This window comes from Ruegeria sp. BF8 (assembly GCF_056538625.1).
This window is the reverse complement of sequence record NZ_JBQFTL010000005.1, coordinates 131,256-148,090: the sequence shown is the minus strand read 5'-3', so window position 1 is coordinate 148,090 and position 16,835 is coordinate 131,256. Positions and strand designations below refer to the sequence as shown.

The 16,835-nt window shown below is 59.0% G+C and carries 8 protein-coding genes and 1 pseudogene; 2 read left to right on the top strand and 7 right to left on the bottom strand.

From position 1 onward, the window contains the following. The first annotated feature begins 113 nt into the window (after window positions 1-113). Window positions 114-1,880 (top strand): ABC transporter ATP-binding protein, encoded by a 1,767-nt coding sequence (locus tag ACR0LD_RS16385; RefSeq protein WP_170445006.1) that lies wholly within the window; start codon window positions 114-116, stop codon window positions 1,878-1,880. On the opposite strand, the gene ACR0LD_RS16380 is transcribed toward ACR0LD_RS16385, so the two are convergent. From ACR0LD_RS16380 to ACR0LD_RS16360, 5 genes are all read right to left on the bottom strand, one after another. After that, window positions 1,881-3,191: an HlyD family type I secretion periplasmic adaptor subunit gene (locus ACR0LD_RS16380; RefSeq protein ID WP_480638014.1), complete on the bottom strand. Its 1,311-nt coding sequence runs from the start codon at window positions 3,189-3,191 to the stop codon at window positions 1,881-1,883. Further along, complete coding sequence (locus ACR0LD_RS16375) at window positions 3,175-5,322, bottom strand: type I secretion system permease/ATPase (protein WP_480638013.1); 2,148 nt, start codon at window positions 5,320-5,322, stop codon at window positions 3,175-3,177. The genes ACR0LD_RS16380 and ACR0LD_RS16375 overlap by 17 nt, the downstream gene beginning before the upstream one ends. A 2-nt stretch (window positions 5,323-5,324) precedes the next feature. Beyond that, the gene (locus ACR0LD_RS16370) at window positions 5,325-6,662 is read right to left on the bottom strand and encodes a TolC family protein (RefSeq protein WP_480638011.1); all 1,338 of its coding nucleotides are present in this window, start codon (window positions 6,660-6,662) and stop codon (window positions 5,325-5,327) included. Then, on the bottom strand, window positions 6,649-7,473 hold the full coding sequence (locus ACR0LD_RS16365) for a SapC family protein (protein ID WP_480638010.1): 825 nt from the start codon (window positions 7,471-7,473) through the stop codon (window positions 6,649-6,651). Before ACR0LD_RS16365 ends, ACR0LD_RS16370 begins: the two co-directional genes overlap by 14 nt. 64 nt (window positions 7,474-7,537) lie before the next feature. Beyond that, a complete protein-coding gene (locus ACR0LD_RS16360; RefSeq protein WP_480638008.1) occupies window positions 7,538-11,362 on the bottom strand; it encodes a beta strand repeat-containing protein in 3,825 nt (1,274 codons plus the stop codon). Window positions 11,363-11,591: 229 nt separating this feature from the next. Here ACR0LD_RS16360 and ACR0LD_RS16355 point away from each other — a divergent pair, with 229 nt between their 5' ends. Next, entirely contained in the window at window positions 11,592-13,631 is a 2,040-nt protein-coding gene (locus tag ACR0LD_RS16355; protein WP_480638007.1) for a dockerin type I domain-containing protein, read from the top strand. A 5-nt stretch (window positions 13,632-13,636) separates the two neighbouring features. On the opposite strand, the gene ACR0LD_RS16350 is transcribed toward ACR0LD_RS16355, so the two are convergent. Together ACR0LD_RS16350 and ACR0LD_RS16345 are read right to left on the bottom strand one after the other, a co-directional pair. Further along, window positions 13,637-14,944 carry an HlyD family type I secretion periplasmic adaptor subunit gene (locus ACR0LD_RS16350; RefSeq protein ID WP_170367349.1) on the bottom strand — a complete coding sequence of 436 codons (1,308 nt, stop codon included), beginning with the start codon at window positions 14,942-14,944 and terminating at the stop codon, window positions 13,637-13,639. Then, window positions 14,941-16,665 (bottom strand): annotated as a pseudogene (locus ACR0LD_RS16345) (type I secretion system permease/ATPase). The gene ACR0LD_RS16350 and the pseudogene ACR0LD_RS16345 overlap by 4 nt, the downstream one beginning before the upstream one ends. Window positions 16,666-16,835 lie beyond the last annotated feature (170 nt).

The window sequence follows — 16,835 nt, the reverse complement described above, 5'->3', positions numbered from 1 at the left end:
CCTTAACTTCTGCCGGCTACACTTTGCGGTGCGGTATTGAAGCGCGTAACTATGGCAGCTTGCAAACTCTGCGCTGACGCGCAAGAAAGCGTCAGCTTGATTTGGAGACCCTTATGATCAGGAAAACCTGGGCCAAGTGGCGATCCGGCCATATCGGTCGGCTGGTGGGCGACAGCCTGCGGGCACAAGGCAAGAAATATGCGGTTGCCATGTTTGCCATGATGATCGTCGCCGCGACCACCGCAGGGACGGCTTGGATGATGGAAAACATCGTCGATGCCATGACGTCGCCTGACATGCGGTCTCAGGTTCATATCATCGCGTCGGCAGTAATCGTGCTGTTCCTGGTCAAGGCGCTGGCATCTTACGTCCAGTCCGTGTTTCTGGCTCGCGCCGGCAACCGCATCATCGCCGAGCAGCAGGAGAAGCTGTACAAAAAACTGCTTCGGCGTGGGGTGGATTTCTTTTCCAAAAGCGAGTCTTCGGACCTTCTGATGCGTGTGACCCGGGGCGCGTCGGCCGCGCGGACGCTGGTCGATGTGATCGTGACCACGTTCGTTCGGGATGCGCTGACGCTCGTGGGTCTCATTTTTGTGATGGTCTACCAGCAGCCTGTGCTTTCGGGGCTGTTTTTCATTGTTGGGCCGGTCGCGCTGCTGAGCGTGCGCTATCTTTTGAAAAGCGTCCGCTCGATCATGCAATCCGAGCTCAAGTCACTGGCCGAAATCATCCGGGTTCTGCAGGAAACATCGGCCGGGATTAAAATCATCAAGGTCTTCGCACTAGAAGATCGAATGACCGAGCGGATGAACTCTGCCATAAGAAGCGTTGAAAAACGCTCGAACGAAATTGCCAAGCTGCAGTCCATCGCCAGCCCAATGATGGAATTTCTGGCCGGTGTAGCAGTTGCCGGCGTGTTGGTCGTCAGCACAATGGGAATTGCCGGAACTGAACCGCCGACCGCGGGTCAGCTGATGTCCTTCATCACGGCGCTTCTGATGGCCTATGAACCGGCCAAGCGGCTGTCCCGGATGCGGGTGACCATCGAATCCACGTTGGTTCCGATCGAGATGATGTTCGAACTGCTGGATCAGGAAGACCCAATGCGCGAAAGCCCGCAACCCCAAGAGCTGCGGTCCGGTCCGGGCGAGGTACGCCTGCGGAACGTCACCTTTGGCTACAGCGGTGGTATGCCGGTGATCAATGGAATGAACCTGACCTTCGAGGCTGGAAAGACAACCGCTCTGGTGGGGCAGTCGGGTGGAGGCAAGTCTACCATCTTCGGCCTCATCATGCGGTTCTACGATCCTGACCAAGGCTATGTCGAGATCGACGGACAGAATTTGCAGGATGTCAGCTTTGCCTCGTTGCGGCGCAAGATTTCTTATGTTGGCCAGGATACGTTTTTGTTCTCCGCGACGGTCATGGAAAACCTCCGATACGCCCGTCCCGATGCGACCGAGGACGAGATTCGCGATGCGGCCAAAGCCGCGCATGCGCATGACTTCATCATGTCGCTGCCCAAGGGATACGACACCGAAGTCGGAGAGAACGGTGCGTTTCTGTCGGGAGGGCAGAAACAGCGTCTGGCAATTGCCCGAGCCATTCTTCGGAAGGCTGAAATTCTGCTGCTCGACGAAGCCACCAGCGCGCTGGATGCCGAGTCCGAGGCTCTGGTGAAGCAGGCGTTGGATAAGCTGACGGAGAACGTGACCACGATCGTCATCGCTCACCGTCTGTCGACCGTGCTTGAGGCAGACAAGATCATGGTTGTCCAGGATGGTCAGGTGATCGAACAGGGCAAGTTGGATGAGTTGATGGAACAGAATGGCAGCTTCCGCCGCCTGTTCGATCAGCAATTCAAGACACCGGCTGCATAATCAATCCCGCAAAGCCTGGTTCTTTACCTTGAGAACAGGCTGGATGAGATAGTCGAGAACGGTCTTCCGGCCGGCCAGAATGTCAACTTGTGCGATCATCCCCGGAATGATCTCTACCGCCAAGCCATCGGCGTCCAACAAGGTACCGCTGGTTCGGATTTCGACGACGAAGACTTCCTCGTCCTGCCGCTCTGACCGTGTAATCGTATCCGCACCGATGCGAACAATTTCGCCGTCCAGCGCGCCGTATCTGGCAAAATCATATGCGGTGATCTTGACCTTGACCTGCTGACCCGCGCGCAGGAATGCGATGTCGTCAGGACGGACGTAGGCTTCGACCAGCAGGTTGTCGTCCAGCGGAACGATTTCGACCAGATCCTCGCCGCTGCGGGCCAAACCGCCCAAAGTCGTGCGGTGGATTCGGTTTATGATGCCCCGGACTGGCGCACGAACCTGGGCGCGCGCCGCGCGGTTCTCCAACGCGGGCAGGGCGGGCTCAAGCGCCGCAAGCTGCGCAGTGGCAATGGCAAGATCGGTCAGTGCCGCGCTGCGAAACCGGCTTTTGGTAGCCGTGATGCGGTCATCGATTTCACTCAGCCCGGTTTCCAGACGGTTTGCAGCGGCCTCGGCTCTTACCTTGCGGCCCTTCCATTCCGCCTCGCTGCGTCGCAGGGCCAGCAGAGTTGTCGCAGGCTCCATCTTGCGGCGGACCAGAGGCTCCATCAAAGCGCGCTCTTCGGACAGGACATTGAGTGTTTCTTCTGCAGTGACCCGGTCCACCAACCCCTCTTCCAATTCGCGCTGCCTCTGCTCACGTTTGCGTTCCAGAATGGCGATCTCGTCGGCCAACTCCGATTTTCGGCCGAGATACAGAGCCGTTTCCGAGCGAACGACGTCTGGTGCTTGTTGCACAAGCTCGGGCTCGAACCGCAAATCGGATCCGTCGATTTCGGCCTGCAATCGCTTAATACGCGCCCTTAGTCCCAATGCCCGTTGCCGCTCGGCGTCCAGCTCGCTGCCGATTTGTGTCGCGTCCAATTCCAGCAGCAAAGCGTTCTTGTCGACGATCTGACCCTCTTGAACATGAACAGCTTGAAGAACCCCAGGTTCGGTTGCATCGATCACCTGAACGTCGCCAGAAGGCACAACGCGACCGTCCGCGCGAACCACATCGTCCAGTTCGGTGACGTAAGCCCATACGCCGGCGGTCAGCATGCAGCCCAACACGGCCAGCAGCAATACCGAACCGTGAAACCCCGAGCCGCCGTTAATCTCGCGGGCCAATTTTTCAAGGTCAGGATGCTGCGACATTCATGTGCCTCCGCGCGTCTTTGGCTCGTTTGGTGAGAACTGACTTGACGGCGTCAACGCCCACTTTGCCGTTTTCGATCACGATGACCCGGTCGACCAGTTCCAGCAGACTGGCCCGATGGGTAACGATGACCATAGTCGTATCCGCGGCCGCTGCCTTCAGCCGCTGAATGATGATTGCCTCGTTCTTGAGATCCGTCGCGCTGGTGGGTTCGTCCAGCAACAGGACGGGCGGCTGCCCGATCAATGCCCGGGCTAGGGCGATGGTCTGACGTTGCCCGCCCGAGAGCCCCTCGCCACGTTCGGCCAGCATCAGATCGTACCCGCTGGGATGCCGCGATACAAAGTCTTCGACGCCCGAAATGCGCCCGGCCCGGATTAGATCTTCGTCGCGCGGGCGGACCGCACCGGCCATAATGTTTTCGCGGACCGAGCCCGAAAACAGCCAAATATCCTGCAGGACCGACCCAATGTTGCGCCGAAGGTCCCCCGGATCAATCTGGCGGATGTCAATCCCATCCAAAAGAACCGAACCGATACGGGGCTGGTACAATCCCAGAAGCAGTCTTGCGATGGTGCTTTTTCCTGATCCGATCCGGCCGAGAATCGCAACTTTTTCCCCCGGTTTGATGTCGAAGGACACGCCTTTCAGTGTGTCCTCATCCTGGTCTGGGTAGGCGAAATACACGTTGTTGAACGTGATACGCCCTTTGAAGTTGGAGCGGCTGATCCAGGTGCGCCCCGACGGCCGCTCACTGTCGGCTTGCATCATTGCGTCTAGGTTCCGGTATGCACTGCGCGCCTGGTTGAACCGAGTCAGTGTTTGAGACAGCTGACCAAGAGGTGCCAAAGCCCGTCCGGTCAGCATCACTGAGGCGACCAAGGCGCCCATGCTGGTCAGGCCGTCCGCTATCAGAAAAACACCATAAAATACGATCAGGACCTGGGCCGCCTGCTGAGTGAAACCGGTCAGGTTCAATGCGAATTGAGTGATGGCACGCGACCGAACACTGTTGCCGGATTGTCGTTCGATCGCCTCTTCCCAGCGTCGCCGCATCGTGCCGGCCGCAGTGGTCGTCTTGATCGTTTCCAGACCGGCCAGAGTTTCGATCAGCACGGATTGCTTTGACTGGCCATCCAAAAAACTGCTTTCCGCCAAGCGGGACAAAAGCGGCTGAATGGCGAGCCCGGCGATCAGCACGACTGGTACGGCGAGAGCTGGGATCAGAACCAGCGGTCCGCCGACCATGTAGATCGTAAGCAAAAACAGACCGATGAACGGCAAATCAACCACCATGACCAGCGTAGCCGACGTGAAGAACTCGCGGAGTGTTTCGAACTCACGCACCGTGTTCGCCATGGCGCCGGTTGATCCGGTTCGGGACTTCATCTGGATATTCAGAAGTTGATCGAAAACACGCCGACCCATCAACATGTCCGCATTCTGTCCTGCCCGGTCGATGAAACTGGCGCGCAGGATTTTCAGCACAAAATCAAAAAACAGCGCGATGCCGACACCGATGGTCAATGCGACCAGAGATTCCACGGCTTCATTTGGCAGAACCCGGTCATAAACGGTCATGATGAAAACCGAGGTTGAAAGCCCCAGAATATTCGTCAGAGCCGCGGCCAGAGCAACCTGCAAGTACGACCACCGATTGGCCACAAGCGCTGATCGGAACCAGTGACGGCTTGGTTGGCTTGGGTTGTTTTTGATTTCCTCGGAGTATGCTCGACGAAACAACATCGCATAGCCGGAATAGACGGCGTCGAGCTGGCATTCATCCATCTCACCAATGCTGTCTCCAAGCTCTGGGTCGTGGATCAACAGACGGCCAGACTTCGAACAGCCATGGTAGACCACGGCCCGCTGGTCCTCGAGCAACAGTATCGCCGGCGCGAGGCTGGGATCAAACTCCGACAGCCGGCGCGGCCCGAAGCCCGCCTGCAATCCATGGTCATGGGCCAGTGCGATCGCGTCCTGCACCTTCAACCCACCAGAGACCGAGGATTGGGCCGCCAAAAGGCTGGCTTTGGTCAATGGCCGGCCAAGCTCTGCCGCCACATGCAGCAGACATTCCTCAAAGTTGGTGAGGGGCAGGGATGTAGGAGGCTGGCTGCGTTGGGTCATGGTCAGTTGCCCCATGTTCTGAGCTGGATGCCGAGCAGATCAATGATGTCGCCCGTAAGGCTGAGCGCGGCGTAGTTCGTTAGGAAGAAATTCTGCTCCGCCAGGATCAGTCGCTCTTGGGCGTTCACAAAATCGCGCTGCGCGTCCAGTATTTCGATTAGGCTGCTGCGCCCGATCTGGAATTGCTCTTGAGTGACGGCAACGCTGTCGGCATTTGCGGCAACTGCGATGCGGGCCTCGCGCAGACGCTGGGCGCCGGCCTTTTGGTCGGATCGAATGAAACCTAGCTCGCGCTGGATTTCCCGAACAAGAACCTCACGGGCATATTCCGCTTGTTTGACCCGCGCTTCGGCGGCGGCAATTGCAGCCCGCCGTTGACCGGTGCTGTCCAGCTCGTAGTTGACCGAGAGGTCTACGCCGAAATTAGCGTCCCTGCTGTCGTCCTGGTTGGCAAATGCCGAAACCCGCACGTCCGGCTGACGCCTCGCAGTTGCGGCAGAGCGGTCTGCCTGTGCCGCCAGAACCGCAGCGTCTGCGCGTCGAACCTGCGGGCTGTCCATCACGATGACGGCGTCGCTTCTCGACAGGTTGGGCGCTGGGACAGGGGGATCCAGTTTGCCTGGTGGGGTACCGAACACCTCTTGGAATCGCGCATTGGCACGATCAGCCTGAGCCCGGGCATCCGCCAACTTGGTCCTGGCATCCGCGACCCGAGAACGCGCCGTCAGAACGTCGGCAGCGGAACCGGCCCCTTGCGCGGCGCGGTCGGAGATCTGCTTCTCGATCTCCTCATGGCGGCGGACGTTTTCCCAAGCGATTTCAACGATTTTCCGCCGGTCGATGACCAACACATAGGTTTCAATTGCGGCAAGGGCCGTCGCGGCTGCGGTTTGAAGCTGATCGCCGCGGCTTTCGAGGACACGGGCCCGCGCCGCTGCCAAGTCTCCGGCGGCAGCTCCCCCGTCGTATACTAGCTGTGAAATCCGCAGATACGGTGATACATCCGCAATATCCGAATCCACCCGTTCCGATCGGGCATTCACGCCAAGTGACACCTGCGGAAGAAAGGCTCCTTCTGCCGCGTCCATATCGGCAAAGGCGGCGTCAACGCCGGTCTCGCTCTGTGCCAGGTTCGGGCTGGTTTCTACCGCGCGCCGTATTCTCTGGCCGAATGAACTGCGAGTCAGATGGCCCGACGGCTTTGTCGCGCCAGCGCCCGTTGATCCCTCTGAAAAAGCCATCTCAACCGGGGCAAGATCCGGAACCGGCTCACAAGCCGCAGTGAGCACGGCCACCAAACCGATCAGCAGAGGCAAGATGAGGCGATCAGATGTAGGCATATTTGGCCTCCGCATCCGACAAGTCTCGTTCCCGGGCAATGGCATCCAAGAATCTCACAAGGTCGGAGTCCCTGCCGTTTGCGGGAGTGCTGATCACCTTGGGAGAATGCGTCTGGCAGTGGTGCATCCACAGAAGATGGTTGAGCGAGACTTGATGAGCGTAAATCAACTGCATCGCTCCGCTAGATTGCAGAACCGCTGTCTGCGCCGGCCCAAGTTGGTTGAAGCGTCGAAAGTCCACGCTCATCCAACCGTCGGGCAACTCCGCATCCTTAAAACGGGTCAATTCGACGAATAGGCCCAATTCCTTTATCAGCGCGCAGGCACGTCGGGTTGCGTTGCGATCGGCCAGAAAGCTCTTCAAGAAGCCTTTCAGGGTTTCCAGTTCAAAGGAGATCGAGCCGTCCTTTGCGAAGAACGGGCTGCCGGATTGGTCACAGGACACGAGTCCGGTGGTTTCATCTACAACAAGCTTGCCTGAGCTGGTGCGCGATCCTGCTTCGCCACCGACCAGTTCGATCGAAAACGGATGGCATCTCAGCAAGGAAGGAACATAGGTGGCCCGCCAGCGTCCTTGGTCCGAAACAAATGGTGTTTCCGGAGAAGCTGCGGTCGCCAGAATAGCATGCGGCGATACCCCGCCCCCCGAGGATCGAAACGCAATTGGAAAAGCGGCGGCGGCTTCTGAGACTTCCGCACTTACGATCTCGCACTCCAATCTGCAGCGCGCGAAATCGTAGGATGTAAATCTGTGCCACGAGCGATCGGAATGTCTGTCGAAAGTGACGGGTACTGGGCCGTTCTGTGCCATTGATGTCTCCGCTGGTCCGTTAAGAAAGGGCCGGGGCGGCCCCACCTTTTCATGCTTGTCAGGATCAACTTGACGCGCCGGTCGGATCGGTATGCAGGATGTTGTCGCTGCTCAGACCGCTCAGATCACCTAGGCCGTCAAACTGCGCGACCGTGCTGACCGTGGCAGAGGTTGGGGCGGAATAGTCCACCTTGACCAGCACACTGTCAGTTCCATCGCTGGCCAGCAGATAGATCTCATCTCCGGCTTGAGCCCCGGTAAGCGTTTCGGCGGCGGCTTCCAGAGTATCGGTTGTCAGATCGGTGAGTGTGGTTGTCAGCCCAACAAAACCTGTGTCGGCCGCGATCATGTCGCCGAGCGCCAGTGTTTCGACACCTGTTCCATCACCGCGAAGCGATGAGACATCCAACCCGCTGAACATAATGGCGTCGGCCATGTCGGCTGCAGGCCCCAGGGTGAAACCCGTTACGATGTCGGTGCCGTTGGCCGTCGGGTCCGCTTCGAAAACGATAAGATCTCGGCCAGCGCCGGACAGATCGATCACATCGTCGCCGTCCCCACCGCGGATGACATCGTCGATACCCGTGGCCGCCAATGTGTCTGCGCCGTCTGTTCCCAATACCCAATGGGTCGGGCCACCGTCGGGCGTGTTGATCGTCAACTCGATCGGCTTCGTGGGGTCCAGCACCGTCATTGTGAACGTGACGACAGGCTGGGTCAGGTCGCTGAAGCTGGTCGCGGCCCCGCCAAAACTAATTTCCGCCGCCCCGTTCGGGTTTGCCAGAAACAGATCAAAATCGGTGTTTTCGACATCGGATCCCGTGTCATAGGTCACGACCGCGGGGTCAAAACCCAAGTTGGCCGTGAAAGCCAACCCACTGGATATGTCCCGGTCCGCATCGGCATGTATTTCCAAGGTTATCGTCGACCCGCTCCGGCCTGCCTCGGAAATGAAATAGGCGGCTGGAACGTGAGCCGTCGCCTGGTCTGTCGCGGGTAGGGGGTTCGGTCCTCCGGAAACCGTCGCTGAAACCGAAAAATTCAAAAAGTCACCCGCCGTTGTACCCGAAAACGCCGTGGCAGGTACGTTCAAGCTCCACGTGCCGTTGGCCGCAACCGTGGCTGTGCCGACCGAGACCGAGTTCAACATCACCTCAACGGTTTGTCCCGCGCCGAGACCTATGGATGAACCGCTGACCGTCAGGCCGCTGGATTGCGCGTCACTCAGCGAAACCGCGTCGTTAGTACCGACCTCATTCAAGGTCAGGATGGGTCGGTAGTCGGTGGTCACCGAGGCTGCCGCCTGAGTAGCGGGGTTACCAGCGATGTCCGAAACTGATGCGGTGATAGAATAGGTTGTTCCGTCGGAAAGCGCGTTCAGATCAGCTGTAGTAATGGTGGTCGACCAGACCCCACCCATAGCGGTGGCAGTATAGGTCTGCCCGTTCAGCCCGACAGTAATGGTTTGCCCATCTTCGGCTGTCGTTGTCCCCGATACTGTCAGGTCGCTGTCCTTCTCGGTGACGTCTAGAACCGATCCAGTTCCCAGAGGGTTCAGTGCGATGGTCGGGGCGCTGAAATCGGTGTTGAACCCAGTCGAAGTCGTCTGTGTATTTCCGGCTGCGTCGCTGACTGACGCGGCAACTGTGTAGGATTCGGCATCTTGCAGGCCGCTCAGGTTGAGGGGTGAAGCGGTGTAGGTCCACGCGCCACTCGTCACTGTAGCGGTGCCTGAGACATCCACAGTCCCGTCCGCTCGGTGAACCTGGATCGAGACGATCGTGCCATCAGGCGCGTTGGAAATACCAGAGACCGTCATTCCGCCGGATTGCTCTGCCAGGTTCATGGTGCCCCCGGCCGATACCGTCGAGATTGACAGAGTGGGGGCCGTAAAGTCCGTGTCGAAGCTGCCAGTGGCCTGTGTGGCCGGGTTCCCCGCACGGTCCGAAACATCGGCGGTCACGGTGACGGTGGTTCCGTCGGAGAGGCCGGCCAGATCGGCTGCGGGAACGCTGACACTCCAGTTTCCACCTGAAACGGTGGCGCTGTAGGTTTGGCTGTTCATTCCTATGGTCACGGTCTGGCCGTCTTCGGCGGTCGTCGTTCCGGATATGCTGAGGTCGGTTCCCTGTTCGACCGCGTTCATGACCACGCCGTCCGAAAACGTGTCGATGCTGATCGTTGACGCGGTCGCGTCTTTGGAAACTCCTGCACTCGCCTGCGGGGCCACGAGGCCATCGGCATCCGTCACGTCGGCGGTGATGGCGAAAGTTGCGCCGTCGGCAAGGGCAATCAAATCCGCGCTCGGCACGGTCACACTCCACGTCCCTCCGGACACAGGGCCCGTGTAGGTCTGACCGTCCAAAGTTACCGTGACTGTCTGGCCATCGGTGACATTCCCGGTCGTGCCGCTGATCGTCAGATCCGCCCCGACTTCGGCTGCGTTCAACACCGCACCGACGGATAGATGCGAAATCGAGATGGACGGTCCGCTCAGGTCCACGGGCACCGAAACCGCAGCAGGCGTGGCCGGGTTTCCGGCGGCATCGCTGATCGCGGCACTGATGCTGATGGGGCTGCCACTGACCAGAACGCCGAGGTCGGCTGCGGGAACGGTCACACTCCAAGCACCGCCTGAGGCGATGCCGCTGTAAGTCTGACCATTGAAGGTCAGCACAACCGGTTGGCCATCTTCGCCGGTCGTCGTGCCGGTAATCGTCAGGTCCGATCCGACGTCTACAAGATCAATCTGGCCGCCTGCGACAGGGTCTATTGTTATGGCTGGGGCGGAAAAGTCAGTATCAAAGCTGTTGGTGGCTTGAGCCGCCGGATTGCCTGCCCGATCCACCACATCAGCGGTCACAGTGACGGTCGCGCCATCGGGCAGAGACGCCAGATCGGCGGCCGGAACCGTGACGCTCCAAGTGCCGCCGGACACGGTTGCGGTATAGATCTGACCGTTCAACCCCACAGTCACCATCTGACCGTTTTCCGCACCGGTCGTACCACTGATTTCCAGATCTGACGCGCTCTCGGCCGCATTCATGACCGCCCCGTGGGAAAATCCTGTGATCGCGATGTTCGGAGCGACGGTGTCGATGTTGTACGTGGCTGTTTCGACAGCGATCTCACCTCCGGCTCCATCCAGGTGTCGGATCGTCACGGATGTGACCCCCTGAGGCAACCCTGCCGCCTCGACTTGGCTCAGCGAAACGCTCCAACTGCCGTCCGGCCCCGCTGAAACGGTTTTGGTGACCGACCCGATGGTTACCTCGACCGAAACGGTGCCATCAGGTGCTGTCGCCTTGGCGGTGGTGCTGTTGAGCGAATTTCCCTGCAACTGTGACAGGTTCAGACTGGGCGGGCGTGACGATTCCGCGGGCGTCGCGGCATCTTCGCCGCCACCGCCGCCAGCGGCGGCCGCACCGGCCAGACCCAAACCACCCAGCACCGCGTCTGCGGCTCCCATGCCGCCACCACCAGCTGCCGCTGCCCCGGCGGCTTCAGCGGCCACTGCAAGCTGCGCGACTTCAACGGCCACGTCTTCGGCAATCATGATCGAACCGTTGTCCAGAACGTGCACGTTTTCCGCGGAAACCAGGACTGTGCGACCGTCCAAAAGCTTCAGTTGGACGTCACCGTTGGGCAGCAGTTTGACCGACTGGACACCGGGCAGGACATCGGCAAACTGAAATGTGCTCAACTCCTCCTCAGTGGCTTGGGCCAGCGCCGGCAAGGCCAGAAGGGCAGAGGCCAAACCACCGCCGACGCCCGATCCGGCCCATCGGCGCAGACGCGCTTTGACCCATCTGCGGACATGCTTCTCATGCCCTGCATCTGGTGAGTCCTTTTGGATGGAGACTTCGTGCGAAACAGGTTTCATCGTCATCATGTCCTCACAATTGGTGGCCGCGGATACCCGCGCGGCAAGACCGAAGAAGCCAAGTTCTGTTCTTCTTTCCTGCTGCCGAGTTATTCATGCGGTCGGACCTTGAAAAATTGAGTTAATCTGGAGCCGAATTCCTCGTTTTCACCACAATTTCGTTCTCGTCTTTGCCTTGGCACCGCGTCACCCTTGAAAGGACTGCCAGCGATGGCATTGGGGGTGATCTGAGTTGATGCTTCAGTTCGAAAGAGTGGTTGCAACGGGGAGTCCGGCGCTCGATTCAGGTATCGGCGATACGGCTTTAAAAACGCTTAACGGTGTTACGTATCTGTACAGCACGACCCGGGCTGGCGGCGGCATCGTGGTCTGGCAGCTTGTGGACGGTGGCGCTCCGCAATTCCACGACGATCAGTATTTCAGCGGCACCATATCGTTGCAGGTCGGCAGCCTTGGCGCTCTGGTCGCATTGGGCGCAAGCGACCTGTTGGCACTGGACGTTGATACCGCCACGGTCCTTGTCGGGTACGAGGTGAATACGGATGGCACGATCGGGGCGCTGCAGGAAACGGCAGCGATTCCCGGAGGCGGAGATGTCACCGCATTGGTCCAGTACTCGGTGGGGGCGGTCGACTACCTGACGGTGGCCCATCAGGATAGTGGGCTCATCGGCACCTACGTGGTGAACTCGAATGGTTCGCTCAGTCATGTGGGCTCGGTCGCGGGTAATGCCGGGGCGATGCAGGCCGCGGCGGTGGGCAGCAACCAGTATGTCGTCACCGCCAATGCCGCCGACAATTCGATCCGGGTGTTCAGCGCCGATCAGGGAAGCGGGACGCTGATCGAAGTGGACAACACGGCAACCCAAACGCTTGGGATCAGTTCCCCGACAGCGGTGGAAACCGTTGATGCGTATGGACACATCTGGATATTGGTGGCCGGATCCAGCAGCAACTCCATCAGTGTGATGGAGCTGCGCGCAGACGGAACACTGGTTCCACAGGATCATGCGTTGGACACGTTGGGTACCCGTTTTGGCGCAGTTCAGGACATGAAGGCCGTCGAAGTCGATGGACGTGTCTTTGTCGTTGCCGGTGGCGGAGATGACGGAGTGACCCTGCTGACGATGACCCCTGATGGCAAGCTGATCTACCTAGACAGCTTTGCGGATACGCTGGATAGCGGTCTTCAGAATGTTGAAACCATCGAGGTGGCCCATGTTGGCGACGACCTTCAGATCTTTGTGGCATCGCAGCAGGATGCAGGGCTAACCCAGCTGACAGTGTCTCTGGACTCCTTGGGCAATGTCATCGAGGGGAATGGAATCGTAACTGGAACCGCTCAGGACGACATGCTGAGCGCCGGCGTTCTGGACACTGATTTGCAGGGCGGTGCCGGTGACGACATTCTGATTGCCGGTCGCAGTGAAACCACCATGCAGGGCGGTTCCGGCGCGGACATCTTCGTTATGCGATTCGGCAGTGGATTGACGACGATCACGGATTTCGAGGCCGGAACCGATCGGTTGGATCTGTTCGACTACCCGATGTTACGCAACCCCGGGCAGCTGACCGTGACGTCAACGGCACAAGGGGCTCGGATTGAGTTCATGGATGAAACCGTCGAGTTATTTTCGGCCGACGTTGGCACACTCACCAGCGCCGAAATCTTCGGGTCCGGTTTTAAGGGGCCGGATCATATCCCCGTTGACTTTGGCGTGCTCACGGGGCCCGAGGCCTCGGCCGGTGTGACGGGTCCAGTCACGGTAGAGTCTTCCGGTTCAAACCCCGCGCTGAGCGATGCTGAGATCGTGTTCAAGCCAGTTGGAAACAGCCCGATATCGGTACAGGCCGACGATCATGGCCAATTCGATCTTGATTTGCCATCAGGTTCGTTGCCGGGTCATGTGGACATCATCAAGTCCTATTCACATGCTAGCGGAGAGATCACGGCCCTCGATGCGCTGCAGGTTTTGCGGATAGCGGTCGGTTTGGGACCAACCTGGGGACCCGCAGCCCCCGAAAACCTCATCGCGGCCGATATCACCCGGGATGGCACCGTCAATGCACTGGATGCCCTGGCCATCCTGCAGGTTGCCGTTGGGTTGCCCACCGCACACGAGCCGGAATGGGTCTATCTGGACCAGAACGCCGATCTTTCCTCAATCACGCCCACGAATGTCGACTATCAAACCGGCGCTGCGATTGTGGCTCTGGATGGGGTGTTCAGTGTGGACATGACGTCGATCCTGCTTGGGAATCTCGAAGCGGTGTAGGCTGGCTATTCGCGGAACGACCTGTTGAAATAGTCCGCCATCGGTTTGACCAGGTATGAAAGCGGCGTACGCTCGTCGGTCTTAATCAGGGCCTCAACTGGCATGCCGGGCAGGAGTACCTGTCCGTTCAGACGCTCTAACTCGCTCTCAACGGGAACAACATCGGCGCGATAATAGGTGAATCCGGTTTGTTCATCCTTGAGCGTGTCTGCCGAAACATTGATGACCCGACCTTCGATTTCCGGTGTCTCACGCTGATTGAAGGCCGGAAAGCGCAGGGCGACAGGTTGGCCGACGTGCAACTGGTCCACGTGTATTGCTCCGACGCGGGCGGCCACCACAAGTGGCGTGTTTTGGGGGACGACATACATCATAGGTTCCGCTGGCTGGACGACCGACTGCACCGCAAAGACCTGGCTGCCGAAAACGGTTCCTGAGACCGGGGCCCGGATGTCGAGACGCGCCAACCTTTCATTCAAGGATAACCTACGTTGGGCCAATTCGACGACCTCGGACTGTACCTGCCGCAACTCGGCAATGGCCTCTTCCCGACGAGCGGCGGCCAATTCGACGACCTGTAATTCCGTGGTGGCAATCTGTCCATTCAAGCGAGCAACTGCAGCTTCCAGGCGCCCAATTTCGCCGGTCAGGCTGGCTTCTTCACGTTGAAGGGCTGACACTCGGCTGGCTTGGGTCAACCCGCGTGTCAGAAGGTTCTGCTGATCCTCCAACTCGTTTCCAATCAGCTCAAGCTGCCTGCGCAGGGCCACCAGCTGCGCTTTCGTCCCGTCGATTTCGCTTTCGATCTGAACCCTTTGTTTGCCCAGTTGATCGATCTTCTTGGACAGGGTTTCCAACCGAGCGGAATACAGCCGGGTCTGTCCATCAATCAATTCAGGATCGATGAGTTCCGCGGCGGCCAGCTTTTGCATCCTGTCGGAAAGCGCGTTCGCGTCTGCCCCGTCTCTTTCTGCCTCCAGCCGAACCTTCCGCGCCAATAGTTCGAACAACTGCGATTCCACGATGACTTTTTCCGACTTGAGAAACGTGTCATCGAACCTGAGCAGCAAATCACCCTGCTCGACCCGGTCGCCATCACGAACCAGAATATCGCCCACGACACCGCCATCCGGATGTTCCACAACTTGCCGATTGCTTTGCACCTCGACAACGGCTTGGGTCACGATTGCACCTGCCAGATGGGTCCTGACGCTCCAAACCCCAAGCCCGCCGACCAGAATGGCCAACGCGGCGAATCCAACAAGAGCGGGGAAAGTGATCCGCCATGGCGGCGGGCTTGAAACCTCGGTCATGCTTCACCCGCTTTGCGAAACTGTTTCTGGATTGCACCCGCATTTTGGACCATGGCGTTCAACACTTCGTCACGGCTGCCGAAATTGGCGATCCGACCCAATTCGACCACGGCCAGGTGGTCGCACTCTGAAATCGCCATCGGTCGGTGCGTCATGATGATCACGGCGCGCTCGGCCGCTTTGAACTCCCGGACTGCCGCATTCAGGGCATCGGTGCCCTCGGTGTCCAACGCCGAGTTCGGTTCATCCAGTACCAGCAGGACAGGATCGCCGTACAATGCCCGGGCCAGCCCTATCCTTTGCTGCTGGCCTCCGGATAGCTGACTGTTGGCTCCTTCCAAGACGGTATCATAGCCTTTTTCAAGTGAGAGGATCAGGTCATGTGCATTGGCCTACTTCGCTGCCGCAACAACAGCCAGTTCATCAGGGTTCAGCGACATGCGAGCGATATTCTCGGCCACCGTTCCGTTGAAAAGTGTGACATGCTGCGGAAGATAGCCGATGTGGCGCCCCAACTCATCAGGGTCGTATTGATCCAGAGTTGCGCCGCCCAATCTGATCTCTCCGGCAGCAGGTGTCCAAAGGCCCAACAGCGCTTTGGCGAGCGTGGTTTTTCCCGAACCGCTTTTGCCGATCACTCCAAGGGCACGGCCGGGCTCCAACACGAACGAGGCGTTTTGGATAGTGGGGGTTTCGGATCCAGGGGGTATGATCGTCAGGTTCCGGACCGACAAACGGGCTTCCGGTGTGGGCAGGCGGGTTCTGGAGGGTTCGACAGGGACATGGGCCAAATAGTGGCTAAGCGATGACCAGGCGCTACGGGCCCGCTCGATCGCGCCCCATTGTCCAACGACCTGCTCAATCGGCGCGAGTGCGCGGCCCAAAAGGATAGAGCCTGCGATCATCGCACCGGCGGTCATTTCGTTTTGCAGTACAAGCCAGGCTCCCAAGGCGAGCATAGCCGATTGCAGAAACAGCCTGAGCGATTTGGTCAGTGAGGTGAAGCTGCCAGTCCAGTCGCTGGCGGCAATACTCTGGGACAGCGCGGCCGATCTTTGTGTCAACCAACGCCGCGTTATGTCCTTTCGCATGCCTTGGGCGCGAATGACCTCGGCTGCCTGGCGTGCATTTTCGGACATTGAATTCGCCAACGCGGACGCAGCCTGGGCCTGAGCCACTTTGCGATGGGTCATCATCTGGTTCAGGATTGCGATCACGATCAGCACCGCTCCGCCTGTTACGGCCAACCATCCGAGCAGTGGATGAAAAAGAAAGATCGCCGCGAGGAAAACGGGTGTCCACGGGATATCCATGGCCGCTAGCAAAACGGGCGAGGAGCACAGCGTTTGAATGGCTTCCAAATCGCGCAGCGCTCTTGCCGGAGCTGCACGGATTTGCGGCACCAGTGCATCGCGCAAGGTTGCATCGAACACACGTTGGTCCAGAGTCGACTGAAACCGGGCACCAAATCGCGCGACAATGCGACCGCGCGCAAAATCCAGCATGGCCATCAGAGCGTACAGCAGCGCAACCAGCAAAAATAGTGCGGTCAACGTTTCAACGGCGCGAGACCCCAAAACGCGGTCATAGACCTGGAGCATGAACAACGGCCCCGTCAGCATCAGCAGGTTGACGAAGATGCTGAACAGGAACGCAATCCCGAGAAACGTAACCCCTCGGTTCCGTGCATCCCTGACTTCGTCGGTGCGCAATGCATCCATTGAATTGCGGCGTTCCACTGGCTCGGCCTCTTGGTTTTTCGACCACTTGCCCGGGTCGTTTCGCCGCGATGTCCGTCACTGTCGGACCCAACCCACCAGACAAAGAGTCATCAAGGGTTGGAAGCAGGTTTCAGACTCGCGTTGGCCGACACCCTACAGGTCGCGGTCCA

Excerpts from the sequence above, each read along its gene's own strand:
- ACR0LD_RS16355 (WP_480638007.1), top strand. The coding sequence starts at position 11,592 with ATGCTTCAGTTCGAAAGAGTGGTTGCAACGGGGAGTCCGGCGCTCGAT.
- ACR0LD_RS16360 (WP_480638008.1), bottom strand. The coding sequence starts at position 11,362 with ATGACGATGAAACCTGTTTCGCACGAAGTCTCCATCCAAAAGGACTCA.
- ACR0LD_RS16350 (WP_170367349.1), bottom strand. The coding sequence starts at position 14,944 with ATGACCGAGGTTTCAAGCCCGCCGCCATGGCGGATCACTTTCCCCGCT.
- ACR0LD_RS16375 (WP_480638013.1), bottom strand. The coding sequence starts at position 5,322 with ATGACCCAACGCAGCCAGCCTCCTACATCCCTGCCCCTCACCAACTTT.
- ACR0LD_RS16385 (WP_170445006.1), top strand. The coding sequence starts at position 114 with ATGATCAGGAAAACCTGGGCCAAGTGGCGATCCGGCCATATCGGTCGG.
- ACR0LD_RS16370 (WP_480638011.1), bottom strand. The coding sequence starts at position 6,662 with ATGCCTACATCTGATCGCCTCATCTTGCCTCTGCTGATCGGTTTGGTG.
- ACR0LD_RS16380 (WP_480638014.1), bottom strand. The coding sequence starts at position 3,191 with ATGTCGCAGCATCCTGACCTTGAAAAATTGGCCCGCGAGATTAACGGC.
- ACR0LD_RS16365 (WP_480638010.1), bottom strand. The coding sequence starts at position 7,473 with ATGGCACAGAACGGCCCAGTACCCGTCACTTTCGACAGACATTCCGAT.